The 26,178-nt window shown below is 65.9% G+C and carries 26 protein-coding genes and 1 rRNA gene; 5 read left to right on the top strand and 22 right to left on the bottom strand.

What is annotated here, in order from left to right:
• Window positions 1–81 precede the first annotated feature (81 nt).
• Together JC616_RS00200 and JC616_RS00195 are read left to right on the top strand one after the other, a co-directional pair.
• Complete coding sequence (locus JC616_RS00200) at window positions 82–660, top strand: TMEM175 family protein (RefSeq protein WP_081556483.1); 579 nt, start codon at window positions 82–84, stop codon at window positions 658–660.
• 125 nt (window positions 661–785) lie between these two features.
• Window positions 786–2,318, top strand: a complete 1,533-nt coding sequence (locus JC616_RS00195; protein WP_227106032.1) for a catalase — start codon at window positions 786–788, stop codon at window positions 2,316–2,318.
• A gap of 297 nt (window positions 2,319–2,615) precedes the next feature.
• Here JC616_RS00195 and JC616_RS00190 read toward each other — a convergent pair whose 3' ends face one another.
• From JC616_RS00190 to JC616_RS00145, 10 genes are all read right to left on the bottom strand, one after another.
• A complete protein-coding gene (locus JC616_RS00190) occupies window positions 2,616–3,065 on the bottom strand; it encodes a hypothetical protein (RefSeq protein WP_227106031.1) in 450 nt (149 codons plus the stop codon).
• Between the two features lie 980 nt (window positions 3,066–4,045).
• On the bottom strand, window positions 4,046–5,461 hold the full coding sequence (locus JC616_RS00185) for an alkaline phosphatase family protein (protein WP_107801520.1): 1,416 nt from the start codon (window positions 5,459–5,461) through the stop codon (window positions 4,046–4,048).
• A gap of 4 nt (window positions 5,462–5,465) precedes the next feature.
• Window positions 5,466–6,356: a TatD family hydrolase gene (locus JC616_RS00180; protein ID WP_199225975.1), complete on the bottom strand. Its 891-nt coding sequence runs from the start codon at window positions 6,354–6,356 to the stop codon at window positions 5,466–5,468.
• On the bottom strand, window positions 6,343–7,041 hold the full coding sequence (locus JC616_RS00175; RefSeq protein ID WP_107801522.1) for an EboA domain-containing protein: 699 nt from the start codon (window positions 7,039–7,041) through the stop codon (window positions 6,343–6,345). The genes JC616_RS00180 and JC616_RS00175 overlap by 14 nt, the downstream gene beginning before the upstream one ends.
• Window positions 7,042–7,057: 16 nt before the next feature.
• Window positions 7,058–7,999: a UbiA family prenyltransferase gene (locus tag JC616_RS00170; protein ID WP_227106030.1), complete on the bottom strand. Its 942-nt coding sequence runs from the start codon at window positions 7,997–7,999 to the stop codon at window positions 7,058–7,060.
• The gene (eboE, locus tag JC616_RS00165; RefSeq protein ID WP_158274405.1) at window positions 7,996–9,231 is read right to left on the bottom strand and encodes a metabolite traffic protein EboE; all 1,236 of its coding nucleotides are present in this window, start codon (window positions 9,229–9,231) and stop codon (window positions 7,996–7,998) included. Before eboE ends, JC616_RS00170 begins: the two co-directional genes overlap by 4 nt.
• On the bottom strand, window positions 9,218–10,450 hold the full coding sequence (locus JC616_RS00160) for a 3-dehydroquinate synthase (protein WP_199225977.1): 1,233 nt from the start codon (window positions 10,448–10,450) through the stop codon (window positions 9,218–9,220). The genes eboE and JC616_RS00160 overlap by 14 nt, the downstream gene beginning before the upstream one ends.
• Before the next feature lie 140 nt (window positions 10,451–10,590).
• Window positions 10,591–11,652, bottom strand: a complete 1,062-nt coding sequence (locus tag JC616_RS00155; RefSeq protein WP_227106029.1) for a ferritin-like domain-containing protein — start codon at window positions 11,650–11,652, stop codon at window positions 10,591–10,593.
• A 13-nt stretch (window positions 11,653–11,665) separates the two neighbouring features.
• On the bottom strand, window positions 11,666–13,654 hold the full coding sequence (locus JC616_RS00150; RefSeq protein ID WP_227106027.1) for a hypothetical protein: 1,989 nt from the start codon (window positions 13,652–13,654) through the stop codon (window positions 11,666–11,668).
• Window positions 13,655–13,664: 10 nt separating this feature from the next.
• Window positions 13,665–14,690, bottom strand: coding sequence for a hypothetical protein (locus tag JC616_RS00145; protein ID WP_227106024.1), 1,026 nt, complete (start codon window positions 14,688–14,690; stop codon window positions 13,665–13,667).
• 433 nt (window positions 14,691–15,123) lie between these two features.
• Between JC616_RS00145 and JC616_RS00140 the strand changes: the two genes are divergently transcribed.
• Window positions 15,124–15,462 (top strand): hypothetical protein, encoded by a 339-nt coding sequence (locus JC616_RS00140; protein WP_107801526.1) that lies wholly within the window; start codon window positions 15,124–15,126, stop codon window positions 15,460–15,462.
• Window positions 15,463–15,552: 90 nt separating this feature from the next.
• On the opposite strand, the gene JC616_RS00135 is transcribed toward JC616_RS00140, so the two are convergent.
• The 11 genes from JC616_RS00135 to JC616_RS00090 form a co-directional block, all read right to left on the bottom strand.
• Entirely contained in the window at window positions 15,553–16,206 is a 654-nt protein-coding gene (locus JC616_RS00135) for a phage baseplate assembly protein V (RefSeq protein WP_227106023.1), read from the bottom strand.
• The gene (locus JC616_RS00130) at window positions 16,203–17,267 is read right to left on the bottom strand and encodes a phage late control D family protein (RefSeq protein WP_227106021.1); all 1,065 of its coding nucleotides are present in this window, start codon (window positions 17,265–17,267) and stop codon (window positions 16,203–16,205) included. The genes JC616_RS00135 and JC616_RS00130 overlap by 4 nt, the downstream gene beginning before the upstream one ends.
• Entirely contained in the window at window positions 17,264–17,479 is a 216-nt protein-coding gene (locus JC616_RS00125; protein WP_107801528.1) for a tail protein X, read from the bottom strand. Before JC616_RS00125 ends, JC616_RS00130 begins: the two co-directional genes overlap by 4 nt.
• Window positions 17,480–17,483: 4 nt before the next feature.
• Window positions 17,484–18,395: a phage tail protein gene (locus tag JC616_RS00120; RefSeq protein WP_227106019.1), complete on the bottom strand. Its 912-nt coding sequence runs from the start codon at window positions 18,393–18,395 to the stop codon at window positions 17,484–17,486.
• A gap of 191 nt (window positions 18,396–18,586) precedes the next feature.
• Complete coding sequence (locus JC616_RS00115) at window positions 18,587–21,292, bottom strand: hypothetical protein (RefSeq protein WP_227106017.1); 2,706 nt, start codon at window positions 21,290–21,292, stop codon at window positions 18,587–18,589.
• A gap of 124 nt (window positions 21,293–21,416) precedes the next feature.
• Complete coding sequence (locus JC616_RS24480; RefSeq protein WP_191186169.1) at window positions 21,417–21,545, bottom strand: GpE family phage tail protein; 129 nt, start codon at window positions 21,543–21,545, stop codon at window positions 21,417–21,419.
• A gap of 25 nt (window positions 21,546–21,570) precedes the next feature.
• On the bottom strand, window positions 21,571–21,825 hold the full coding sequence (locus tag JC616_RS00110) for a phage tail assembly protein (RefSeq protein WP_107801531.1): 255 nt from the start codon (window positions 21,823–21,825) through the stop codon (window positions 21,571–21,573).
• A 199-nt stretch (window positions 21,826–22,024) separates the two neighbouring features.
• The gene (locus JC616_RS00105; RefSeq protein ID WP_043592621.1) at window positions 22,025–22,549 is read right to left on the bottom strand and encodes a phage major tail tube protein; all 525 of its coding nucleotides are present in this window, start codon (window positions 22,547–22,549) and stop codon (window positions 22,025–22,027) included.
• 2 nt (window positions 22,550–22,551) lie between these two features.
• On the bottom strand, window positions 22,552–23,988 hold the full coding sequence (locus JC616_RS00100) for a phage tail sheath subtilisin-like domain-containing protein (RefSeq protein WP_227106015.1): 1,437 nt from the start codon (window positions 23,986–23,988) through the stop codon (window positions 22,552–22,554).
• Between the two features lie 2 nt (window positions 23,989–23,990).
• Window positions 23,991–24,188: a hypothetical protein gene (locus JC616_RS00095; protein WP_107801533.1), complete on the bottom strand. Its 198-nt coding sequence runs from the start codon at window positions 24,186–24,188 to the stop codon at window positions 23,991–23,993.
• A complete protein-coding gene (locus tag JC616_RS00090) occupies window positions 24,185–24,646 on the bottom strand; it encodes a Gp37 family protein (protein WP_227106013.1) in 462 nt (153 codons plus the stop codon). Before JC616_RS00090 ends, JC616_RS00095 begins: the two co-directional genes overlap by 4 nt.
• A 231-nt stretch (window positions 24,647–24,877) precedes the next feature.
• Between JC616_RS00090 and JC616_RS00085 the strand changes: the two genes are divergently transcribed.
• Together JC616_RS00085 and JC616_RS00080 are read left to right on the top strand one after the other, a co-directional pair.
• Window positions 24,878–25,225, top strand: coding sequence for a Mor transcription activator family protein (locus JC616_RS00085; RefSeq protein ID WP_107801535.1), 348 nt, complete (start codon window positions 24,878–24,880; stop codon window positions 25,223–25,225).
• A gap of 257 nt (window positions 25,226–25,482) precedes the next feature.
• Window positions 25,483–25,851, top strand: coding sequence for a hypothetical protein (locus tag JC616_RS00080; RefSeq protein WP_227106011.1), 369 nt, complete (start codon window positions 25,483–25,485; stop codon window positions 25,849–25,851).
• Window positions 25,852–25,955: 104 nt separating this feature from the next.
• On the opposite strand, the gene rrf is transcribed toward JC616_RS00080, so the two are convergent.
• A 5S ribosomal RNA gene (gene rrf / locus JC616_RS00075) occupies window positions 25,956–26,070 on the bottom strand.
• Window positions 26,071–26,178: the final 108 nt, after the last annotated feature.

Genomic DNA, 26,178 nt, shown 5'->3' with positions numbered 1-26,178 from the left:
TTGCTCGCCCGATCGTAAACACGCTCTGAAAGCCGTCTATACTGACCCCGTCATCCACTTGAAACAGCTGATAGGAACATCATGGGGAAGAACCGGCTGGAAGCCTTCAGCGACGGCGTGCTCGCCATCATCATCACCATCATGGTGCTGGAACTGAAAGTGCCGCACGACACCAGCTGGACGGCGCTGCAAGACCGTTGGCCGGTCTTTCTCAGTTACGTGCTCAGCTTCATCTACGTAGGCCTGTACTGGAACAACCACCACCACTTCTACCACGCCATCCAGCGCGTGGACGGCCGCGTGCTGTGGGCCAATCTGCACCTGCTGTTCTGGCTGTCGCTGATTCCCTTCGTCACCGGCTGGATGGGGGAAAACCACTTCGCCCCGCTGCCGCTGGCCCTGTACGGCGTGGTGTTGCTGATGTGCGCGCTGGCCTGGTGGCTGATGCAGCAATCGCTGCTGTGCCTGCCCGGCAACCGCACCCGGCTGTCCGAGGCCTTGGGCAAGGACATCAAGGGCAAGATCTCCCCGCTGTGCTATCTGATCGGCATCGCCGCCGCCTTTTACTGGGAATGGCTGTCCGCGGCGATGTATGTGCTGATGGCCCTGATCTGGCTGGTGCCGGACCGTCGCATCGAACGACTGCTGGCGGAGAAATGAAGCCGTCTTCGTTCCATTAATAAACACTATCAAACAAATTGTAATTTAAGATTTAACAAAACTATCGTCACTTCCGATAATGGCCGCTCCCTTAGTAAATGTTCTAATAATTTATGGGAGTGCCAATGTCAGTTCTGACCTTTTCCGTGAACCGCAAGCTTTTCACCCTGGCGCTGGCTTGTAGCGCCGCTCTGAGCCAAGCCGCCAACCTGACCCAGGACAACGGCGCGCCGGTGGGCGACAACCAAAATAGCCAGACCGCCGGCCCCAACGGCCCCACCCTGCTGCAAGACATTCAACTGCTGCAAAAACTGCAGCGCTTCGACCGCGAGCGCATCCCGGAACGTGTGGTCCACGCGCGCGGCGTGGGCGCCGGCGGCGTCTTCGTCGCCAGCGAAGGCTTGCAGGACGTCAGCCGCGCCCTGGTGTTCCGCAAGGGCGAAAAAACGCCGGTGTTCGTGCGCTTCTCCACCGTGATCGGCAGCCGCGGCGCGCCGGAAACCGACCGCGACCCGCGCGGCTTCGCCACCAAGTTCTACACCGCGCAAGGCAACTGGGACCTGGTGGGCAATAATCTGCCGGTATTCTTCATCCGCGACGCGATCAAATTCCCGGACATGGTGCACTCGCTGAAGCCGGACCCGGTCAGCAATGAGCAAGACCCCAACCGCGTCTTCGACTTCTTCTCTCACCAGCCGGAATCCACCCATATGCTGACCCGGGTGTACTCCAACTACGGCACCCCGGCCAATTACCGTGAAATGAACGGCAGCAGCGTGCACGCGCTGAAGCTGGTGGCCGTGGACGGCCGCTACCAATACGCCAAGTTCACCTGGAAATCGCATCAGGGCGAACGCAATCTGCGCCCGGACGAACTGCCCAAGGTGCAGGGCCAATCGGTCGGCCACGCCACCGCGGACCTGTTGCAAAGCATTGAGCAGAAGCGCTACCCGTCCTGGGACTTGTACGTGCAGCTGATCCAGCCCGAGGACATGAACCGTTTCGCCTTCAACCCGCTGGACCCCACCAAGGTGTGGACCGGCGTGGCGGAGCGCAAGGTGGGCACCATGACGCTGAACCAGGTGCCGGCCAACTTCTTCGAAGCCACCGAGCAGGTGGCGATGTCGCCGGCCAATCTGGTGCCGGGCATCGAGGCCTCGGAAGACCGTTTGCTGCAAGGCCGGCTGTTCTCCTATCTGGACACCCAGATGCACCGCGTGGGCACCAATTTCCAGGCGCTGCCGGTGAACCGGCCGCGGGTTGAGGTGGTGAACAACAATCAGGACGGCGCGCAGAACGCTTCCGGCCGCCAGGGCAGCGTCAATTACGAGCCCAGCCGGCTGGCTCCCAAGCCGCAAGACCCGCAGTTCAAGCACAGCCGCCTGCCCTTGCAGGGCAACACCCAGCAAGAGGCCATCGCCAAGACGCTGAACTTCCAGCAGGCCGGCGAGTTCTATCGCTCGCTGAGCGCCCAGGACCAGGCGGACCTGATCCGCAATCTGTCCGGGGATCTGGCCAAGGTGCGCAATGTCGAGACCCGCGACATCATGCTGTCGCACTTCTACAAGGCGGATCGCCAGTACGGCGAGCGTCTGGCCAAGGCTTTGAAGGTGGAGGTGAAGGGGATTGAGCGCAGGGCGACGCTGTTGCAGGAATAAGCGTAGCCGCTTGAGTTAAGCGGGGCGGCCCATGGCCGCCCCGTTTTTGCGCGCGCGCCGCGCCGTGGCAGCGGTGTCGGCGGGGTTTGGTGGGTATCGCCTGCGGCTCCACCCACCCTACAAGACCATCCACCGTAGGGTGGGTGGAGCGCAGCGATACCCACGCGGAAACGCGATGGGATCAATGCTTGGGTCTCAATGGCGGGGTTTGGTGGGTATCGCCTCTCGGCTCCTCCCACCCTACAAGACCCTCCACCGTAGGGTGGGTGGAGCGCAGCGATACCCACCGCAAGGCGCTTAGCGGTTTCGCAGCCGGATGCGGCGGAAGCGCGCCTCCAGGCTGAAGCGCTGTCCCAGCGCCAGGTAGATCTGGTGTTGGCTGTCTACATGGCGGTAAACCCGGACCCGGTCGGCGCCCAGCAGCATCATGATTTCCAGATAGTTGAAGAAACCCATCCACTGGCCGCGTCCGTCGCGGTCGTCAAAATCGATGTCGCGCGCCACGCGGCTGAGCAGACCTTTGCCGACGTACTCGCGGTTGTCCTTCATCCATTGCAGCAAATGGGCCGCGCATTCGCGGCCATAGGCGCTGTCGGCGGGGTAATCCTTACGGGGCGTGGGCATTTGCCAGTAATGCCGATAGGTGCGGCCGGGGCAGAAGCGAACAAAGGGAAGCAAGGCTTCCTGCTGTTCCAGCGAGTGCAGTTTGTAGCGACGACGACGGGGGAAGTTTTGAGAATGTTGCATGGTGTTTCTCCTGCTGTGACACAAGATAAACCACCTGCCGGGGAAGCTGAGGTGAGGCAGGCGCGTGGCAGGATTGGCGTACCGGTCCGAAGTCTTGCCGGCGAGCGCATAGCGCTCTCCCACCATGCGCCTGCCAAAACGGCCTTGCCATGGATAAAGCAGCCAACGCAGCATGCTGCGTTGGCTTGTCGACTTCGGAAACGGGACGCCAATCCCGTGTGCCGCTTGTTTTGGCGGCAACGGGGGATTGTTGCCGAGGGGGCGGGCGGGGTCAAGGTAGGGTGGTTGGTTTGCTTGAGCGTGGCTTACTTGTTGAGTGATCTGGTTTTGAATCCGCTGCGCGGATATTGATTTAGGTGCCGCTTTCCGCGCTGACCGAGCGAGGCAAGCGCAGCGTCGCGAGGGAATAAGACGGGGAGGGGGCGGGCCGCCGCCCCCTTTCATCCCCCCTCGTCCCCCAGGACGCGAAACCCCGAGGGGACACCTGGGCGCTACACGAGAAGATCTGCTCTCTTAAAAAAGATCAATGACTTGGCTAAGTAGCACCCTTTTGGGGATAACTATCCAATTCCACCCGATCTGTGGATATCTCCAAAGAACCAAGAAGAAACCACGTATTCGACGCACCCCTAGTCCCTTCAAGCCTGCCGTCGGGTGGCAGGCCCGAGGTCTTAAGCGGCGGCCCTGTTTGAGCGATTTGACGTTAGCAAATCGCGAGTTCAGCCGCGCCTCGGGCCTGACGGGAACCGGCGGGAAGCCGTAGACCAGGCTTGCAGGGCGGCCTTTGGGGTGTCTACGTGCGAATCTTTGATTCGCTCAGTGATAGGGAATTTGGCCGAGCAAATTCCTCTTCCTGCCAGCCGGGCAGCCCCGGCAATCAAAATCATCATCCGCACAGCGGATTCAACAAAACAATCCTCTCCAAACACAGAGCCCCCAAAGGCACAAACCCCATAAAAAGCCCACGCGGGGCTTCCGCCCTACTCCATCACCCCGTGCGCCCCATACGCCAGCCGCGTCTCCACCTCCCCAAACATATGATCCATGATGATGTCCCGCACCGCCGTCGCCGGCACCGACCCCGGCGGCAAACTGTCCGGCAAGGAACTGATCATCAACGGCCCGTGCTCCGGGTTCAAGGTGGGACGGCCATGCGAACCCCGCACCAAGGACGGGTCCAGCGGAATCACCTCCAACAAACTGCGCATGCCCAGCTTGCGCTTGAGCAAAGTCCAGCCAATGCTCAACTTCGGCCAGTTCAAGGTCGGGTCCAGGAACAACTCCACCGGGTCGTAACCCGGCTTGCGGTGGATATCCACCGTGCGGGCGAAGTCCGGCGCGTGCGCGTCGTCCAGCCAATAGTAATAACTGAACCAGCGATCCGGCCGGCTCACCGCCACCAGCTCGCCGGAGCGCGGATGATCCAGCCCCAGCAAACGCTTGCCGGCCTGATCCAACACCATCTCCACCCCGTCCAGCTCCAGCAACAAGGCCTTCACCTCCGGCACCAGCTCCGGCTGGCGCACATAGACATGTGCGATCTGATGGTCCGCCAGCGCAAAGGCCGCCGACGCGCCGCAATCCAGCTTGTCCTCGCCCTGCTCCTCCCGCACCTTGAGCCAGCCGGCCATGCGCAGGATGCGGTTGATCGCGATATCGTTGCTGACCGGCGTGACCCCGTACTCGGACAGCGCGATGACGCGGCTGCCGTCGCGCTCCGCCTGCTCAATCAGTTCGCCGCACAACTGATCCACTGCCGCTACCTCCGCCGCCACCTCCGTATGGTCCGGCCCCAGCCTTTGCAGGCAGTAATCCAGATGCGGCAAGTAAACCAGGGTCAGCGTGGGCTGGCGCGAGCGGTACAGATGCAAGGCGCAGTCCGCGATCCAGCGGCTGGAGCGGATGTCCGCCGCCGGCCCCCAAAAGTGGAATAACGGGAAATCGCCCAGCTTCTGGCGCAGTTCCGCGTGCAGTTCCGGCGGGTTGCAGTAAAAGTCCGGGAGCTTGCGGCCGTCTGCCTTGTAGATGGGCCGCGGGGTCACGCTCCAGTCCACGTCGGCGTACATGTTGTACCACCAGAACAACTGCGCGCAGCTGAAGCCGGCGTGCAGGCGCCGGGCCTCGTGCCAGAGTTTCTCGCCCTGGATCAAGGCGTTGTTCTGCTTCCAGAACAAAGGCTCCGCCAGTTCGCGCGAATACCAGCCGTTGGCGACGCAACCGTGCGCCTGCGGCAGCTGACCGGTCAGATAAGTGGCCTGCGCCGGGCAGGTCAGCGCCGGCGTCACCGCGGTGATCGGGCGCTGCGCGCCGCGCTCCGCCAGCCGGCTCAGGTGCGGCGCGTGCCGCAGCAGCTGCGGCGTCAGGCCCACCACGTTGAGAACGAGGGTGCGTTGCATGATGTCAGTCCACGATGTCCACCTGCGGATTTTGGCCGCGCAGCACGGAGTTGCCCTGGTACAGCCGGCGCTGGTCCACCGCCAGCGGGCTGTTGGCTTCTTCGATGTCCAGACGGCCGCTCTGGGCGAAGAAGTCCAGCGGATTGCGCCAGACTATGGTTTCGATGTCGCGCTCGGCGATGCCGGCGGCGCGCATCGCCTCCACGGTCTTGGGCACTTTCAGCGGGTCGCTGACGCCCCAGTCGGCCGCGCTGTTGATGATGATGCGTTCGCTGCCGTACTGGCGCACCAGCGCCACCATCCTCGGTTCGTCCATCTTGGTGTTGGGATAGATGGAGTGGCCGGCCCAGCAGCCGGAGTCCAGCACCAGCGGCAGGGTTTCTTCGGTGTTGTGGTCGATCAGCACCCGTTCCGGCGCGATGCCGCTGTCGCGCACCAGGGCCAGGCTGCGCAGGGTGCCGGCCTTCTTGTCGCGGTGCGGGGTGTGGACCAGCGCCGGCAGGTCGAACTGTATCGCCAGTTCCAGCTGGCGGGCGAAGTAGCGCTCCTCGGCCTCGGTTTCGTCGTCGAAGCCGATTTCCCCCACCGCCACCACGCCGTCCTTGTCCAGATAACGCTCCAGCAGCGCCATCACGCCGTCGGCCACGTCCGGGTTGTTGGTTTCCTTGGGGTTGAGGCCCAGGGTGCAGAAGTGGCGGATGCCGAATTGCGCGGCGCGGAAGCGCTCCCAGCCCAGCAGCGACAGGAAATAATCGTCGAAGCTGCCGACGTGCCGCCGCGGCTGGCCCATCCAGAACGCCGGCTCCACCACCACGCTGATGCCGGCCCGGCTCATCGCCTGGTAATCGTCGGTGGTGCGGGAGGTCATGTGGATGTGCGGATCAAACATTTTCATGATGCAGTCCTTGCAGTAGGAAAACGACGTCGTCGGACACGCTGCGGCCGGCGGCGCGGCGCTCGCTGGCGTAAGCGGCCACCATCTGTTCCAGCTCCGGGCTCCAGCGCCGCTCCAGGCCGGCGATATGCCGCGCCGGCGCGCCGGTGAACAGCGCCTTGAGCACCAGCTGGTTGAAATTGAGATCGGGAAACTGTTGCGCCGGGTAGGCGTTGTCGCAGGCCAGCGCCTGGAACACGCCGGCCACGTGGCTGCGGCTGGCGTCGGTGGCCAGCGCCAGCCAGTCTTCCGGCCTGGGCAGCAGGATCAGCGCCTTGACCACCGCCTGCTGTTCCAGGCTGTCGCCGCCGCGATACAGATCGAAGGCCAGCGCCGCGCCGGCGCCGGCGGCCAGGGCGCGCAGCAGCAGCAGCGCACGGCCGGCGTCGCCGGGCGACCAGGCTTCGGCGGCCAGCACATGCTGGGCCTGCAAGGCCTTGATCGCGCCCTTGGGCAACAGGGTCAGCGCCGCCAGTTGCCGGTTGGCCACGCTGAACAGCCGGCGCGCGGCGGCGGGCTCCGGCACGGCGGCGGTCAGACGGCGACAGGACTCCAGCCACACCAGCGCCTGGGCGGCGTTGTGGCGGTCCGCCGCGTCCAGCAGGCTGGCGTGCAGTTGGTCCGCCAGCATGGTTTGCGTTTCCATCGCGCAGATTCTCCGTTCAAGTGCCCGGCACCCGGCGTTGCCAGCTCCGGGTCAGCCAGGCGGCCAGGACCGCCAGCGCCGCCCACTGCGGCAGGCCCGCGGCGGCGATGAACAAGGCGTCCGCCAGGGCGATGCCGGCAATCAGGCCGCCGACGGCGCGCGGCATGTCGCGGCCGGGTCCGGGCCGGGCCAGCCGCAGGCAATGCGCGCTCCAGCCCAGGCTGAGCAGCAGGAAGGGCAACGCCCAGGGCTGGAACGGTTGGCTGAGCAGGTAGAGCGGCGGCGCGGCCAGGCCCAGCAGCGGCGCCAAGCGGCCCAGGCCGGCGCGGCCTTCCTGCTTGGCCACGTAAGTCAGCGCGATCAGGTAAGCCAGCAGCGCCAGCGCCGCCAGCAGCAGCGGGCCGGACAGCGCGCCGGCGCCGAGCGCCAGGCCGCTGATCAGATAGACCTGCATCCGGCACAGGCCCATCAGCAGCGGGCTCAAGGGGTTGCCCTTGTGCCAGAGGTCGTAAAGCACCACGGTGGCGGCCAGGCACAGGCCGGCCAGCAAGGCGGACAGGCCCAGCGCCGCCAGCAGGGCGACGCCGACGGCCAACTGCGCCGAGCCGGCCAGCAGCACCAGCCGGGCCGACGCCAGCCCGGCGGGTATCGGCCGTTCCGGCCGTTCGCGCGCGTCGATGTGGCGGTCGCAGACGTCGTTCAGATACATGCCGGCCACATAGATCAGCGACAGCGACAACAGCAGCAAGGCGAGCGGGCCGCCGGCCGCGACGTGGCCGGACAGCGCGGCGCCGACGAGGACGTTGCTCCACACCGTGGGCAGGTTGGACACCCGCCCCAGCCGCAGCGCCAGCGACCAGACCCCGGCCACGCGCCGGCGGGTCTGGCGCGCGTGCCGCCGCGACAGCCGCCGCCGGGCGCTGGTCTTGGGTATGGGCAGCGCGGGCTGGCCGCTCATCGCAGCTGGCCCTCCGCCCATTGCAGTTCCCGGCAGATCGCCTCGCCCAGGTCGCCCTGGCGATGGGCCGGCGGCAACACGCCCCAGCTATAGGTTTCCACTTCCAGATGTCCGCTCAGCGGGCGCTGGCGTTGCAGCGCCAGCAGCCGCGACAGGAAATCCTGGGTGCTGGCGAACGGCCCCAGCGCGGCGTGGCAGATGGGCACGTGGAAGTGGATGCGCCATTCGTCGGCCGGCTGCCGCGGCAACGCCGCCAGCGCCGCCGGCAGGTCCGGATAACGCCACAGCTCGCTGCCGCGCCGCGCCACCACTTGGTGCAGATAGGTGTCTTCGGCGAAGGCGCGCAGCGCCTCGGCCGCCATCCGGTCCGGCCGGGTCACGCGCAGGCCGGCGCTGAGCTGCAGCTTGGCGATGGCGATGCCGGCCTGGTCCAGCCGCGCCACCGCGTCTTCCGGCTGTTCGTACTCCACCGCGGCGTGGCAGGCGTCCAGGCATACGCCCAGGTGGCGGCGCACGATGGCTTCGGCCTCCTCGCGTTTGACGCCGCACCATTTGGCCACCTGGTTGAGCGCGGCCCGGCTCAGGAGGTGCAGTTCGAAGAAGGCGACCGCGTCTTCGCTGGTGGCCAGCAGGCAATCCGGTTCCGGTTCCAGCGCCAGCACGATGCGGCGGCCGCTGTCCTGCCGCAGCCGGTGCAGGAAGGCGGCGTGCTCCAGCAGATGGGTGGCGATCCACAGCGCGCCGCTGCCGTCGCCGCTCAGGTGCTGGCGGTAGCCGCCGGGCACGGTGCTGACGCTGCCGTATTCCAGTTCCGCCGGCAGCAGATCCGCCAGCAGCTGGGCCAGCCGGTTGCTGTAGATCAGCCGCTGCGGGTCGCGCCAGTCCGGCAGGTAGACGCCGTCCTTCACCGCTTGCCGGTGGAAGGCGCCGAAGGGGAAGCCGTTGAGGGTGAACACATAGCATTGGTGCTCGGCCAGAAAGTCGCGGAATTCCGCCTGCGCCGGCGGCTCTTCCAGTTGCCGCGCCGCCAGCGCGGACAGCCGCAGGCCAAGGCCGAACGGCCGGTCCGGCGCCACCCGCGCCTTGATGCGCGGCAGGTGGAAGCCCAGTTGAGCGCGCAATTCCTGCCAGCTTTCGCCGGGATGGATATTGCTGCAGTAGCTCATGTGGACCGCGGGCAAATGGGGGGCCGACACGCTGTCCGGCCGTTGTTGGGGGTCAAGCAGCAACATGGTCATCGCTCCTGTCGCGCAGCCAGTCTATGGCCGCGTTCATCCGATCCGCGTCGATGGCGTGCACTTCCACCCCCTGCCCCAGACGCTGCAGCAGGGTGATGGTCAGATCGCCGCCAAGGTGTTCGCGGAACTCATCCAGCCCGGCCAGCACCTGGCGGCGCTCGCCGTCGCGCCAGTCCAGCGCCGGGTGCCACAGCGCAAAGCCCAGCCGCAGCAGCAGCCGGTGCAGGCTGAGCTGGGCGGCTTCGCGCAACAGGCCGGTCAGCACCGCGTAGCGGCAGTCCAGCGCCAGGCCTATCGCCACCGCCTCGCCGTGGCGCAGCGCGTAGCCGCTCAGCGCTTCCAGCTTGTGCGCGGCCCAGTGGCCGAAATCCAGCGGCCGGGCGCTGCCGAACTCGAAGGGGTCGCCGCCCTGGCCGATGTGGTTCAGGTGCAGTTCGGCGCAGCGCCGTATCATCCATTGCATCGCTTCGTCGTCGCCGGCGGCCAGCGCTTCGGCGTTGGCGTCCAGCCAGTCGAAGAAGGCGCGGTCGCGTATCGCCGCCACTTTCACCGCCTCGGCGATGCCGGCGATGCGGTCGCGGCGCGGCAGACTGGCGATGAAGTCGTAATCGTTGAGCACGGCGAACGGCGGGGCGAAGGCGCCGAGGAAGTTCTTGGCGCCGAAGGCGTTGACCGCGGTTTTGACGCCGACTCCGGAGTCGTTCTGCGCCAGCACGGTGGTGGGCATGCGCACCACGCGCACGCCGCGGTGTGTGGTGGCCGCGGCGAAACCGGCCATGTCCAGCAGCGCGCCGCCGCCGACGATGACCAGGCAGCTGTGGCGGTCCACATGGCATTGCTGCAGCCAGCTTTGCAGCGCGAGCAGCTGCTCCGGCTCGTTCTTGCACGCCTCGCCGCCCTGGGCCAGACGCGGCGGCGCGGCCAGTTCCAGCGCGGCGCGGTGACGCCGGGCGTAGCGTTCGAAAGCGGCCGGCAGCTGCGGGTGGGCGGCGGCCACTTCTTGGTCGATGAGCGCCACGAAGCGGTGCCGCCGTTCCGGCTCCCGCCGGCAGATGGCTTGCCGCAACAGCGGGTTGCCGGGGTCGCTCAGCAGGCCGCGCCCGAAATACACCGGGTATTCGAACGGCACGCTGAAACGCTGCATGGTCATGGCCCCGGCGCTGCGGCCGCCCGCGGCGTCGCTGAGGCCTGGCTTGCTGGCTGACAGTGGCATGGCTGTGCTCCTAGAAAACCGGTTCATGATCCGCCGCGCGCCGCGACATCCTCGCGCGGCGCGCCGACGAGGCGGAAGAGACGGCAAACGCGGTCCGGCGCTAACCGGACCGCTTGGGCGCTACTCCTCCGCCGACGCGTTTAATCGCTGGTGTCCATGCCTCCTTGCGTGTTGACGTAGCGATAGCTGGGCCCGGCCGTCTGCGCGCTGCCCGGCGCCACTGGGGTCTCCATCAGGCTGACCGCCTGCACTTTGAGGTCGTACATCAGGCCGATGGCGGTGTCGATGCGCTTGGGCTCGCCGTTGAAAGCCTGGTGCAGGGCGTTGAGCAGGCTGCTGTAGCTGTAGGCGTAGGCTTCCACCCTCACCTTGGCCTGGGTATTGTCCTGGTAGTCGTAATCCTGCGGATTGGACACCATGGGGTAGACCCCGGCCGGGTCGTAGGGCACTTCCGCGCCGGCGTAGGCGTAGCCGCCGTCCGGGGTGCTGACGATGCGGCGGCCGTAGTAGATTTCGCCGAACTTGTAGTAGTGCGCCGGGTTGCCCGGCGATTGGTTCGGATTGGTGCTGGTGCCCTCGCCTTCAACGATGATGATGTTGATGGCGTGCAGGGCGCTGGCGATGTCCTTGATGGGGAACAGCCGCTCCGGCGAAAACCAGCCCAGCACCTGCTTGGGCACGGTGGCCGGAATGAAGATGCCGTCGCCCAGTTCCTTGATCTTCTTTTTGATCGCGTCGTAGAACTCGCCGATGGTGGCGTAGTCCGGCTCGTCCTCGGCGGCGAGCTTGGGCGTTTCCACCGGCACCGGGTCTTCCGGCTCCTCGATCACCATGAAGGTGTTGAACACCAGCTCCTTGGAAAAGGGCTCGATGCCCACGATGAAGTCATCGCCGCCGATGGACATCGGCAAGGGCCCCGGATACTTGGGGATGAACGGCGGCTTGTTGATCTGCGGGTGGCCGCCGATGGAGATCAGAATATTGCCCGCGATGCACATGTGCAGCATTTCCTGCATCACGATGCTGTGGATCAGCTGGCGGATTTCCTCGTTGTAGCCCGGCTTCAGCGAAAACATCGCGGTCAGATAGGGCGGGATGGTGGCGTGCTCCAGTTCCACCGCGTTTTGCAGGTAGTAGTGCAGTTCGGCCGCGGTCTTGGCGGCGCGGATGCCGTGGATGATGCTGCGTTGCAAGCGAATCATGGCCTGTTCTCCCTCAATCCTTGGACGGCGCGGCTTTGCGCTGCGCCTGGCGTTGCATCACCACCGCGGTCTTGCCGGCAACTTGCAAGGCGTCGAGGCTCACCGCCACCGCGTCGGTGTCCACCGCTTGCGGCGCGGGCAGGACGGCGGCCTTGGCCGGCGGCGCGCCCTTGAGCGGTTTGCCCTGAGCGTCGGTCTGCTTCAGCCACTTGAGGATGATGGCGCGTTTGTCTTCGGACAGGTCGCGCGTCACCGGCATGTGATTGGGGTCGCTCATCGGCAGGGCGAACGCCAGTTTGAGGATGTCCACATGGCGCACCACGGAGTCGTAATCGCCCAGGTCCACCACGTATTTGCTCATGATGGGATAGAGGTTGCCGTACTGGACGAAGATGGGCCGGATATCGTCGTACCAGGTGGGGTGTTCCGGCACCGGCACGCGGTTGAAGGCCAGTACGCTGACAAAGTTCCAGTAATTGCTGACATAGCCCTGCGGCTGATGCTGCAGCTGGTAGCCGATGCCGTACAACTGGCCGTCGATATAGCCGCGCGGATTGCCCGGTCCGGCCGGGATCGCGCCTATCTCCGCGCGGCCGTGGCCGTTGTCGTTGGTGTGGAAACAGGCCGGATAGTGCACCGCGTCCGCCGGCACGCTGATCCTGGGCGGCAGCACCGGTTTGTTGTGCGGCGGCGACGGCGGCAACGGTTGGCCGCCGCCCATCAGGGTGGCGCCGTTGGGCAGCAGTTCCACGTTCACTTGCGCGGACAGCGGCTTGCCGTAGCGGCTGGCGAAGAAGCTGACCGGCAGCTGCTGGCCGGCGTTCAGCCGCAGCACGTGTTCGTCGGAACGCACATAGAGACCGTCGATGGACTCCTGCACCAGCACCTGGAACACGCCGCCGGACGGCGCCAGCAGCAGCACCGGGCAAGCTTCCAGCGCCTGCCTGGCGCCGGGGATGGCCGAGTAATCGAAGTCCTGGATCGCCGCGGTCTGGCGATACCACTCGGACGGCTCGTCGCTGGCCGCCGCGCCCGGCTGCGGCGGGTCGTAGGCCACCTGGCCCAGCACGATGACCTGGTCCTTGGGCAGATTGCCGCTGATCGGCGCATGCGCCGGCTGTTTCAACACCCCAAGCGTCAAGGTGCCCATGTCGACGAAGGCGCCGCTGGCGTCGACGATGGGCAGGGCGTTGCCGAAGTCCGCGGTCAGCGTCTGGCGCTCCGGGTGGTTCTGGCACTGGAAGCTGTAGACGCCGCCGGAGGGCACCATCGGATACTCATTGGGGTTGGGGTCCAGCTGCGCGGTCATTTGCCGGCCCATGACGAAGTGCCGGGGTTCGCGGTCGTGGTAAGGACCGATGGTGCCGACGATATGGCCCTGGGTATAGCGGGGAATGGACGGGTCGCGGCCGTAGCCGAACAAATTGAACTCGATGGCCAGCAGGCCCTGCTGGCTGGCCTTGCGCAGCGCCTCCAACACCGGCGAGTGGCTGTGCCCATGCCATTGCACGTTTTCCAGGATGGACTGGTAGTTGGCGGCCAGCAGTTGGTCCGAGCGGATGCCCTGCTGCTGGCGCTGCCACAGATTCATGAAGCCCACCGGCAGCATGTCGCCGATGAACAGCGCGCGCTCGACATTGTCGGTCAGCCGCACTTGCAGCGCCCAGATCTGGGACACCATTTGCTGCTGCGGGTCCAGGTCCGCCATTTTGCCCGGCGCGCGGCAATCGGCGTTTTCCATCGCCATGCCGATGATGGGGTCCTGCGCGCTGCTGGTGACCGGCTTGCCGTTGAGGCTGGCGCCGGTGACGCTGCAACTGACGAAGCGGAAGATGGCGGTGCCCTGCGGGTTCCAACCGCCGTCGCCGCCGGTCGTGGACAACTGCTGGTATTCCTCCTTGAAGGCGTCGGAGTCGTAATAACAGACATTGTTGTTGACGGTGGACACGTCCGACTGGAAGTAGCCGGAAAAGTGAATGCGGGGAGAGTCGAGATAACTCATGGCGGTTCCTTTACGGCTGCAAAGTGGCCCAACTCGGGTCGGGTTGAGCGTTGGCCTTGTCGGCCGCCGGCGCGTCGGTCTTGCCCTTGTCCGGGCAATCGGTGGCGAACAGGCAGCACCATTCCGGTTTGGCCGGGCACATCTCGGCCACTTTGAGCCAGGTCCGTTTCGGGTCCGGCTTCTGCGCGCGGAAGTTGCTGTAGTTCTGGCTGACCATGGGCGCGTCCGGCGGAGAGCCGGGATCGCCTGAGAAGAAGAAGGACTGCGGGTGCCGGTACGGCGCGCCCTTGCCGCCGTCGCGGGTCGCTTGCTTGTAGAAGGCGTAGCCGAACAGGATGCTGCCCGGCTGCACTATCCGCGAGTACGCCTGGACGCTGCCGTTCAGGTGCGTGCTCTGCTCGGCGTTGTACGGCAGATGCTTGATGAAGTCGCGGCGCGGCGGGTGATTGTCCAAGGAGAACTGGCAGCACTGCGGCGTGCCCTTGGGCCGGTCCGCGTAGCGCAGGAAATAAGCCTTGTTGCCCAAGGACACGAAGGAACAGCTGTACTGGTTGCTGCCGGGGAAGATGGGCAGGCAGCGTTTTTCATAGTGTTCCATCATCGCGCCGCGGCCGTCGCCGTCCGCCGGCACATAGCTGGCGTCGTAGTAGCTGGCGCCGTAGGACTTTTCGTAGTCCTGACCCTCGCTCATGCCGGCCGGCGGCGAGGCGTACGGCGGCGGGTATTGCTGGATCGCCGCCTGATTGAAGATGCGATACATGGTCCAATCGCTGACCCACCACTCGGGGAACAGCGGATCGCTGGGTTCGCCGGGCTTGCGCGGATAGACGCAACTGCCCGGCAACAGACAGCCTACGGTGTTGTGCACGCCGCCGGTGTAGTAGCTGTGACGCCCAGCCGGCGTGCTTTTCAAGGCCTTGAGCGCGGCGGCCGCGGAGGCCTCCGGCATGTCGGCGGCCTGGGCGCCGGCGGCGACGCAGGCCAGAAGCAGCCACCGCCAGCGCGCGCTGGCGGTGACAGACTGTTGCAATGACATCGATCGTGCTCCTTGTATTGGAACCCCCGGTGCCATCCGCCCCCTTGGCCGCCGTTTCCTACCCGACGCGCTACGGACGGCGCCGCTTCACGGGCGGCTGACCCGCCCTCCCTGATGCAGCGCACTACGTATAGTCACTTAGTATTAACACACAGAAAAACACATGCTTTTATCATGACTTGTAAGTGTGGTTATAGCCGGCGGCGGATCAGTCGCAAAGGAAAATGTGAAATGCGGACTAAAACGACGCGGGCGCGACAGTCCTCTTCCCGGCCTTGACCCCAAGCTCGGCGCTGGACGACAATCCACGACGCGCCGGCTTTCCCGACGCCGGGAACGCGGCCCGCGCAGGCCGGCAGCCGCCCCGCCATGGACTTGCCCGCTTCCGATCGGTCCCGGACAGGCTGCGCCGACATCAATTGGAAACCTCATCATGGCCCTCTCCTCCCTCCCCTCCGCCGCCGAAGGCCAAGCCACGCGTCAGCTGGGGCAGGCCATCGCCCAATTGCAGGCGCTGCGTCAGCAACATACGGAATTGGGCGTGCTGGACGCGGTGATAGACGAGTTGAGCCGCTGCCGCCAATCCATACGCCAGATCGCCAGCCGCCACCTGCTGGAACTGGACGCCGCCAACAGCAGCCTGGGCGCGGCCTTGCAACTGCTGTGGCAGAGCGCAGACGGCGGAACGCAAGACCAGCACCTCGCCTTCATGCTGGAACCGCTGCATGCGATGCAGCTGAATGCGGCCAGCGAGTTGAACCGCTTGCTCTAAGGGATTGATTCAACACGCAAGCCAGCCCCGACGGAGAGATCCGTCGGGGCTGGGTGCTTGACGCCGCCGCGGCCCAGCTAAGCGCCGCGCCTACACCGGCCCGCCCGTCATGCCGCCCGGCGCCGGATGCACATGGCCGGCCAGGCTCTTGCCGCTGGCCACCACGTCGCCGCCGGCGTTGTTGAAGCTGCCGCCGCTCTGGCTGATGTTGCCGGAGAAGCTGGCGCCGCTGCCGCCGGAACCGTTCAGGCCGCCCTGATAGGTGAGCAGACCCTTGACCAGCAAGGTGCCGCTGATCTCGGTGGCCGGCGCGTCTATGCTGACCTTGGCGCCCGCCTTGAGGACGATTTCCGCCCCGGCTTCCACCACCACTTTTTGCACCCCGCCGCTGACGGTGAGCTGATGCGCGGCGCGGTCGTATTCCAGCGTCGCGCCGTCGGCGAAGCGGCGATGCCATTTATCGACGCTGGCCACCGGCACCGCGTCGGCGGCGGAGAAAATGGCGCCCAACACCACGCCGTCCTCGCCGCGCGCGTCCAGCAGCACCGCCACCTGCTCGCCGATGTCCGGCAGCCAGTAGTCCTTGTCGCGGCCGCTCTTGCGGCTGAGCACCGGCAGCCAGGCGGTGCGCAGACGCCCCAACTCCGGCAGCCGCACGCGGACGCGCTGGGTATTGGCGTCCACGGCGGAGACGCTGCCGAACTTGAGGGTGGCCAGCGCTTCCGGCAGGGGTACGTCCATCATGGCTTGCTCCTCTCTTTTTGCGGGTTTTGGGCGGCGCCGGCGCTCACCCGTTTCAATTCCAGCTCGCACACATAGCCGTCCTGGCGGCTGATGCGGTGGCTGGCGCGCTGGATCTGGTAGCGGCCGGACAGTTTGCCGAAGCCGTCCAGATCGATATTGCTGCCGGCGGCCAGCTGCGGCGAGCCGTCCACGGTGATGGACATGCGGGTGCGGTCCAGTTGGCGGCGCTCCAGCTCCGCCGCCGCCATCTGTTCGGCCTGGCGCTTGCCGGCGGCCTTGCGGGTGAGCTTGACGGTGTCCGCGCTGCTGGCCTTGCCGCCCGGCGCCTTGGCGTCGGCGCGCACGCTGGCGGTGCGCAGCGCGCGCTTGGCCGGGTCGTGATAGCTGACGTCCACCTGGGCCGGCACCTTGCTGAGCTGGTCCTGGGCCTGCCAGGCCATCAGCTGGACCGGGGTGTAGCGGCGCACGCTGGCGCTCCGCATCAGGTCGCTGCGCTTCCAAAACACCAGCTTGCGGTTGTTGTCCATCACCTTGCAGACATAGCCGTGCTGGTCCGCCACCCGTTGCAGGAATTGCAGATCGGTTTCGTGGTACTGGGTCAGCCGGTCTATGTTCACCGTCTCGATCTTGCCCTGCAGCTTCATCCGGTGGCGCTTGGCGATGCGCTGGGCCAGCGCTTGCAGCGTGATCTGCTCATAGGCGCGGCCGTTCTTGGTGCGCAGCGGGTGCTGCACGCCGGTGGCCAGCGCGCGGATGCGCACGGTGGACGGCGGCGAGCGGTATTCCACTTCGTCGATGTCGAAGCTGCCCGCCGCCACCAGCGCCGCGCCGCGATAGCCCAGTTTGAGCGCCAGCGTGGCGCCCTTGTCCGGATACCAGCCGTCCAGCCAGCGGCCGTCCACGTCTTCCAATTCCACGTCCAGCTCGTCGGATTCGCCGCTCAGGTGATCGGTATAGCTGACGCTGAGCGCGTGGCGGGCAATATCGGCGGTAATGGATTTGCCGTTGTAGCTGAGTTCGAAGGCCGGCGTCGGCACCTCTTGCGCGCGGCTGTCGCTCATGAGCGCCTCCACGGCGGCAGTTGCTCCAGCGCCTCGCTGTCCGCGGCCTCCAGCACCGGAACGGCCAGGATCAGGCCGGCGGGCAGGGTTTCGCCTATGGGAATGTGGGCGTTGTTGGCGATCAGCTGCGCCATCTGGCCGACGTCGCCGTAATAACGCCAGGCGATCTGGTCCCAGCGTTCGTTTTCTTGAGTCACATGATTCAGGAACATGGCTTCACCTCAGGATGCGCCGCACCGCGGCCTTGGCGGCCAGGCCGGCCAGCGGCTCGGCCAGTTCGCGCAAGGCCACCTCGGAGCGGCCGTTGATTTCTTCGCAGGCGGCCAGCTTGTCCAGCACCTGGCCGGCCTGGGTGCCGGCCAGCAGCCGGCCCATCGCCGTCATATTGAGCTTGGCCTGCTGCAGGCTCTGGCCCACGCGCACCGCGTCGCCGGCCAGCTTGCTGTATTGCTCGAACTTGGCCATCTGCTCGCCGCTGACTTGCAGTCCGGGGGCCAGCGCCTGCACCTCCTTGAGCAGGCCGGGCAGCTTTTCCAGCGCCGCAGCCGGGTCTCGGCCGGCCAGCTGGCGCAGTTCGCGCGCGGTGTTGATCACGGTCTTGACCTTGCCCACCACGCTTTTGACCTGGGCCACGGTCTTGGCCAGGCCGGCGATGTCGGCCTTGAAGCGCTCCAGCCCGGCCGGCAGCTTGAGCTTGCCCGCGGGCAGGCTGGCGGCGGCCTTGGCCAGCGCCGGCTTGGGCTTGGGCGGCGCGTCGCCGCCGTACTCGCGCAGGCTGAGCTGGGCCTCCACCGCCAGCAGGCTGCCGCTGCGGTCGGTCTGGCGGCCGGTGCTTTGCAGTTCGGCGATGACGAAGCGGCCTTTGTAGTCGCCGTTGCCCAACACCAAGGCCAAGGCCTGGTGCTGCAGGCGCGCCGCCTGCAGCTTTTGCAGCTCCTCGTCCGGCTGGCAGTAGGCGGCGTGCAGCACCAGGTCGATGCGGATTTCGTCCAGCTTGTCGCCGACGAATTGCAGCACCGGCTTGCCGCCGATGCGGCCGTGTTCGGCGAAGTCGCTGCCGCTGCGCTGTTCCAGGCCGTCGAAATAACTGATCAGATCAAACTCGATATTGCCCAGTACCGCGTACATGGGTTGCCCTCCGAATGGGTGGAAAGAGAACCCGGCGCGCGAGCGCGCCAGGCTCCGCGGCTTTTAGAAAGCCCGGGTACGATGCTGCGAGCAAGAGCGAGACACGAAATGGTCGAGTGGGACATGAGCATTTCGAAGGTGTACTCACCGTGCCACGTCTCACGCAGCGCAGCTGAATCGCACGCCGGTTCTCAAGCGCGGGCGCTGTAACTGCGCCGTTGCCTGTCCGCCTCGTAGCGCCGCATCAGGCGTTCGAACTCGGCGTAGGACAGCTGCACCGCCTGCTGCACCTGCTGCTTGACCGTGGCCGCCGCGCTGGCGGTGACGGTGATGTGCGGCGCGAAGGTGACGTTCATGCCGCCGCCAGCGCTCTTGCCCGGCGACTTGGCCGCCGCGCCGCCTTGTTGCAGGCGTTGCAGCTGCCGGGCGCGCACTTCCGCCTGGGCGGACACCGAGACGCTGGCCGTCACTTCCGCGCCGACCCCGCCGCGCTTGCCCGCCGACGCGCCGAAGTCCACCTTGGGCGGCCACGACGGCGGCTGGGTGGCGGCAGGCGGCGCGGCGGGCGGCTGCTTGGCCTTGCCGGGCATGGGCGCGCCGTGGATGGCCTGGCCCACCTTGCCGCCGGCCCATTCCCCGGCGTACTTGCCGGCGAAGTGGCCGATGACGCCGCCCACCAAGGTGCCGACGCCGGGCAGAATCATGCTGCCTATGGCCGCGCCCATCGCCGCGCCGCCGATGGAGCCGCCGGCCTTGCCGCCTATCTTCCAGTACTCCTTGTTCTTCTCGGTCTGGCTGCGATTGGACTTGCTGACGTTCCACGCCTCCTGGCCGGCCTCCAACGCCGTGATCACCGAACCGGCGACGCCGGCCTTGAGCAGGCCGCCGGTGCGCTTGAACACTTCCTTGCCGATGCCGAGTCCGGCCTTGACCACGCCGGCGCCGGCCTTCAACAAGGGCCCCGCGCGCTGGGCCGCCGCCTTGGCCAGCTTGGCCGCGCCGCCGATGCCGCCGCGCGCCAGCCCGGGCAGGCGCTTCAGCCCCGCTCCGGCACGGCTGGCCACCGAACCCGCCGCCCTGGCCGCGCTCTGCGCGCCGGCCTTGGCCTTGCCCGGCAGGCTCTTGAGCCAGTCCCCGGTTTTCTGCGCACCGCTACGCAGCATGCCAGGCACCTGCTTCAGCGCATTGCCCAAGCCTTTGATTCCGGCCTTGGCCAGCGCCGCGCCGCGACGGAACGCTTCGCCGATGCCGCCTGGCAGGCCGCGGCCCTTGGGCAGCCGCCGCGGACGCGGGCTCCGTCTGGGGCTCGGTCTCGGCTGCGGGCTTGGCCTCCGTTTCGGGCCGGGCTTGGGCCTGGGTCGCCGCTCTTTGCGGCCGCGCTCGCGCCGCTCTTCCTTCTTGCGCTGGTCCCGATCCGGATCCATGCCGTCGCCGGGCTTGTCGATGTCGCGCGTGGCCGGCTGGCAGCAACAGCAGCAGTTCTCGGGCTTGGCCTCCATGCAACCGCCGGGCTTGTCCGCCTGGCTCTGGCTGCTTCCGGGTTTGTCCGTCTCGCTCTGAGTGGCGCCCGGCTTGTCTTCCTTGAACCATTCGCTGCCGGCGGCCCATAGCTTGCTCAGCAAGCCGCCCTTGGTGTCCTGGTAACGGCGCAGCGATTTGCCCACCTTGTCGCTGATCTCGCCGGCCTTGGTCGCGCCGTCCTCCAGCGCTTTCACCGAGCCGAGCAGGCCTTCCACGCTGGGCAGCTTGCCGCCCAGCAGCGGGTTGAGCTTGCCGTGCACATAGCGCAGCGCCTTGTTGCCCATGCCTTGCGACAAGGTCTTGTGCACGGTGCCGGCCGCCTTGGCCACATCGCGGCTGATGCTGCCCACCTTGTCGTTGAATTCGATCAGGGGCGTGGCGTCCGGCGCCGGCAGGCCTTGCAATAGACGAATGGCGGAACGGATCTTGCCGCCGCCGGCCTTGCCTTTGGCCGCCGCGCCTCCCGCCTTGCCCGGCTGGGGCACCTTGGCGCCGTCTTCTTTCAGCAGCGTCTCACTGGCGGCGGCGATCTTGGCCAGCACGCTGCCCGGGGTGTCGGCGTAGCGGCGCAGCGCCAGGCCCACCCTGGCCGCGCCCTTGGCGACGGTGTCGCCGGCGTCGCGAGTGCTTGCCAGCGCGCCCAGCATGGCGTCCACGCTGGGCAGTTTGCCGCCCAGCAAGGGATTGAGCTTGCCGTGCACATAGCGCAAGGCCTTATTGCCCAGGCCTTTGGACAAGACTTCGTGGGTTTTGCCGGCGGCGTCGGACAGCCAGCGCGAGGACAGCTGAACAGCGTCGGCCACGCCTATCCATCGCTGGATGCCGGGCGTGCGCAGACGCTGAAGGGTGGATTCGAGATCGGGCGGCGCGTCCTTGGACTTGTCGCCGCCGTCGCCGCGCGGGGTCGGGCGCTTGGGCACGGTCGGCGGGCGCGGATTGCAGGTGGCGTCTTTTTGCCGCTCCTGGCTTTCCAGCACCCGCTGTTCCACTTCGATCACCGCCTTGACCTTCACCGAGGCCTGCAGCTCGACGCGGCACTTGGCCACCATCTCGCTGACCTGGGACACGCCGGGCAGAGCGAGCTTGACACCCTGCCCGCGCTTGACGCTGTCCAGCCAGGCGTCGTGACGCCGGCGCAAGCGGTCCAGCGTCAATTCCAGCTTGCGGTGATCCCGTTCCAGCTGCGGCAGATCCAGCGCGGCGAAGGCCTTGCGGGAACGCTCCACGCTGTCGCTCAGCTCGCGCTGGCGGTCGCGCAGGCGCAAGCTGGTCTTGCCCAGTTCGTCCAAGGAGGCGCGGGCGGAACGGAAGGCGTTGTCGAAGACCCCGGACAGCGTCGCTCCCACCTTAAGACCGATGAAAAACTCGCTTACCATGGTGTTAGCCTGTGAGTATGAGGGGAAGGCCGCCAAACCAGCTCCGGCGGCTCCGGGTGGGGCCGGCGGGCGTCCTGACGGACGGGCCGGCCCCGGGCCGCGCGGACGCGCGGCGCAGGAAAAATCAGTCTCGATCCAGCCACTGCTGTTCGCGCTCGTGACGGCGCTGGATCTCTCGCTCCGCCACCTCGCACCAAAACCAGTAGTCGTCCATCGCCAGCGCGTCGATTTCCGACGGCGGCAGGCCCAGCACGGTCAGCAGCGCTTCGTCGAAGTCCTTAAGCGTCGTCGGAGACGCCCACCATGTCGCGAAAGCAGTCCGCCAGCGCGCGGCTGTCGGCGATGTCGAGCTGGTCGATGTCTTCCAGCGTCAGGCCGGTCATGCGCGCGAACAGGAAATCCTCCTGGTCCGCGTCGTCCTGGCTGTGATGGCTGGCGGCTTTGAGATCCGCGCGCTTCAGACGGCTGATGTCCAGGCTGTCCAGACGTTCGCCGGCGGCGTTGGTGAACGGGTATTTGAGTTTGATCTTCATGTGAGCTCCTTGGTCGCGGGCTGCGTGGTTGATGAGCTTCATTGTCCGGTTTACGGCCCGTCGGGTCTGTTAAAGCCCTTTAGGGAAAGGCTTGAAGCCGCCGGTCGCCTCCCCGCGGCTCCGGCGGACCCGGCCAAGCCGGGTCCAGCCTTGTCCGCGCGGAAAGAGAGAAACAAGCCGGCCGGCGGCCGGCCCTCCATCAACCGCCGATATTGCGACGGTACAGTTCCAGCATGTCGTTGCCGCCCACCCGGAAGATATTGGCCAGGTAGTCCAGCTCCAGCACGTCCTCGCCGTCCACGACCTGCTTGATGTAGGTGGCGGAGAAGGAAGAGCTGAAATCGGCGTTTTCATGCTGCTTGTAGGTGCCCAGCGGGTTCTTCTTGAACATCACGGTCAGGAAGGTCACCAGGCTGACCTGCTGCAAGCGGCCCTGCGCGCCGTAGGTCTCGATGCTGGAGCGGGCCTGCAGCTGCACCGCCTGGAACGGATTGGCGATGATCTTGGCCACGTCCTTGTACAAGGAGTTCCACTTGATCTCGCCTTCCAGCTTGTCGAAGCCGGCCGGCAGCTCGATCTTGCCTACCATGCCCAGCGCCTTGTGCTCCTGCATGATGGCGGACACGTCCGGCAGCTTGATCTCCTCGGCTCGGCCCAGCAGCGAGTTGCCGTTGATGTAGATGTTGGCGTTGGTGATGCGGTTGATTTCAATCTTGCCTGCCATGATCAATTGCCTCCCTTCAGGCTCAACAGGTATTCCGAGGTGATCTCGGTCTCAAAGGTCAGACGTTCCAGCGGCGGCGGCACCGTGTACTTGTAGCTGATCAGCAGATGGCCGGCGGCCAGCTCGGTCTCCGGATTGCGCGCCACGTCGAACCAGGCCTTGAAGCCCAGCAGCGCGCCGTCGCCGATCAGCTTGCGGCCGTAGCCGTTCACCGATTCCACCAGCGCGTCGATGGTGGCCTGGTTCAGCGGCATGTCGATGAACTGCTGGCTGAAATAGCGGATCGACTCATTGATCACGTCGCCGGTGCGGCGCACGTTCTCGAAGTTGCGCATATGGCTGACGTTGGGCCAGGCGGCGGTGCGGTTGCCCCACAGGCGGAAACCCGAACCAAAGCTGGAGAACACCGTGGTGATGCCCTGCTCGTTCAGCAGGTTCACCTCGGACTGCGGATCGTCAATCATCGCGGTCAGCTGGCGCTCCACGCCGATGACGCCGGCCAGCTCCTGGTTGGAACTGGACCACCAGAAGCCCTTGTCGTTGTCCACCTTGGCGCGCAGGCCGGCGGCGCGGGCCGACAGCGGCTCCAGACGGGTGTCGTTGGTGGCCGGGTCGAACACCTTGACGTGCGGATAGCACAGGCGAACGCGGTCGCTGGAGGTGTTGAAGTTGATGCCGCCGGCCGGGCCGCGGCCCGCTTGCGCCTGGGCGAAGCTGGTGCCGATGGGCGCGTCGACATAGGCGATGGCGTCCAGCTTGTCGGCCATGGCCGCCATCGCGCTGGCCACCGAGTTCTGAGTGCAGAAGCCCGGCGCGATCAACAGCTTGGCGAAGAAGCCGAAACGGTTATAGGTGTCTTGCAGCGCCTTCAGGCCGGTGCGGTTGCCGGCGGCGTTGACCGCGCCGATGATGTCGGCGGCGGTGACCTTGGCCGGGTCGGCGTAGTCATAGCTGACTTTCAGGCCGGCGCCGGCGGCGATGGCACCGTCCTTCAGGCGGGTGATCTTGCCGTTGACCGCGTCCAGCAGGTAGTCAGTGCCGGCCACGTAGGCGGTGGCGCCGTCGGCGCTCTTCACCGTCACGTTCAAGAGCGCCGCCTTGGCGGTCTTGCCCTGGCCGGTGGCCGCGTCCAGCGTCACGGCCTCGCCGGCGACCGAGCTCTTGTGCAGCGCCGGGTCCAGCACATTGATCACCACCACGGTGCCGGCGCCGTGATCGTAGATCGCGTTCAGCGCTTGCGGAATGGTGAAGCCGGCCAGCTGCGGGCCAAAGGCCGCCCCGTCTTTTTCCGACAGGCACAACACCGGGGTATTGGCCGCTTCCGGCGCCAGCGGCGCGGTGCCGATCAGGCCGATCACCGCCGATTTGACGGTGCGCACCGGGCGCGCGCCGCGTTCCACTTCAATGGTTTCCACGCCATGCAGATAATTGGCTGCCATGCTCAAGCTCCTTGTTCAGCGCTAGGGGACGTCGATGCCGCCGCCGCTTGCGGCAACGGGCTCAGATGCTGCAAGGCCAACAGCACGCGGGTGTAATCGTGCTGTTCCGGCATCTCCACCTCGGCGCCGGGAAACAACATGATTTCCTGGCCGTCGGCCAAAGTGACGCCGCTGATCGGCCCGGAATACAAATACTTCATGCTTGCTCCTCCTTAGTGACTGCGGTTAACACAGGCTCATGCCCCAGGGCCGCCTCCGCCACCTGCAAGGTGTCGGCGGCCAGCGAAATGGCGTAACGGGCGATGCCGTCGCTGAAGCCCAAAAAGGTTTCGCTCGACAGACAGGCGGGTCGGCAATCCGGCGCGGAGAATCCCAGGCAGGCGCGCCGCACCGCGTCCAGCGCTTCCGTGTCGTTGACTTGCGCGCCGGCGCGCCGCAGCAGCAGCGTCAGCTCCAACTGCAGCGTGCGCAGCTGGCAGACGCCGGCCACATCGCGCGGCAAGGCGAATTGGCTGCCTCGATAGCTCAACAAGAGCGCGCCTTGCGGATGTTCAAGCCGGTAATCGGCCGGCGCGGCGCAATGCTCGACGCTCAATGACGGCAAAGCGCCGCGCAAACGCGCCAACAGCGCGTCAACGATTTGGGAAGTGCTGGCCACGGGCGGGCTCCTGGACATCGTGGGAAGAAAGGCGAGATCACTCGCAAGGACGGTTGCCGACGACGCCTGGCCATCGAACGAGGGCAAGGATGCGCCATCGTCCCCATTGCGGTCTTTTAACCCTCTTTACAGAAAGGCGGACCGCGCCGGCGCTGACAGCCGTCATCCGGGCCGCGCGCGCGAAGACGGCGATAATGGCCGTCATCGATACCGCCGCCAAAGGACAACGCCATGCAAGCACGCTTTCGCAGCAAAGGACCGGAACTGCTCGTCGACCTGGCCCAGCACGTGGCCATGACGCTGAAACAGCTCGCCAACACCGAACAACAACAAGCGGAGCAACTGGGGCAGGAAATCGCCGAACGCATGGCCAAACACTGGGGCGGACAGAACATCTACTTTCCCATCGGCTTGTCCTATCAGTCCTCCCTCCGCGACCAGCAGATCTACGGCGAATTCACCGGCGGCAACCACGCGGAACTGGCGCGTCGCTACGGCGTATCGCTGCAATGGATCTACAAAATCATCAAGACGGAACGCCAAAGGGAGCTGGAGCAACGCGCCGGGCAGACCGGCTGAACACGCCCCGCCGCGCCCATGAAAAAAGCCGCTCCTCCAAAACCGGAGAGCGGCTTTTCTGACTCAGACTTTAAACAAACTCAATCCAATAAAGGCTTGATTTAAAACATTTATAGTAATTTTCTATTAAATATAGTTTTAATATATTAATTTTTTCCTGGAATCAGTCCGGATACCGCCTATACCTAGAAGGCCACACCACCACAGCGGCCACAGACCGCTGAGCGCAACGTCACTAGATCAAACGGGGTATCCACATGACACATCCAGCGCCTCTCGCCGCCATGGCTTTCCTGCTGCTGTCGTCTTTTGCTTACGCCGACGGCGGGGTCATCACCTTCAGCGGCCGCATCGTCGAAGCCCAATGCCCGTTGGCGCTCGACGCGCCCAGCCGCGTCAACGGCCCCAGCCGGCTGGAAGTCGGCAAATGCAAGGCGCCGGTCCATATCCAGGCCCTCGCGGCCAACGGCGAGAACCTGCCGGTGCGCGCCAACGCCGACGCCCTAGCCAGCAGCCAGGTCGCCGCCAAAGGCTACGACCTGGATCGCAGCGACAAGCTACGCAGCTTCAATATCCTCACGCCCAAAGACAAGCAACGCGGCCAATTGGTGGTCAGCTATTACTGACGGCCGGACGCAACAAAGCCTCCCTTAGGGGAGGCTTCCGTGTCGCCGTTCAACAGCACAATGCATAAAGCCCAGCTCGAGTGAGCTGGGCTTTGCAATGGGGCGTCTGGCGGTGTCCTACTTTCACATGGCGAATGCCACACTATCATCGGCGCTAAGGCGTTTCACGGTCCTGTTCGGGATGGGAAGGCGTGGGACCACCTCGCTATGGCCACCAGACATAAACTGGTACAAACTTGAAGAAGCCTAGGTCGATACTCGATCAACCCACATATATTCGGTATTCAATTGTGTCGCACAACCACTATCTCGTCACTCGGTTTCCCA

The organism is Chromobacterium rhizoryzae, assembly GCF_020544465.1.
Lineage (GTDB): Bacteria > Pseudomonadota > Gammaproteobacteria > Burkholderiales > Chromobacteriaceae > Chromobacterium.
This window is presented reverse-complemented; position numbering and strand designations above follow the sequence as displayed.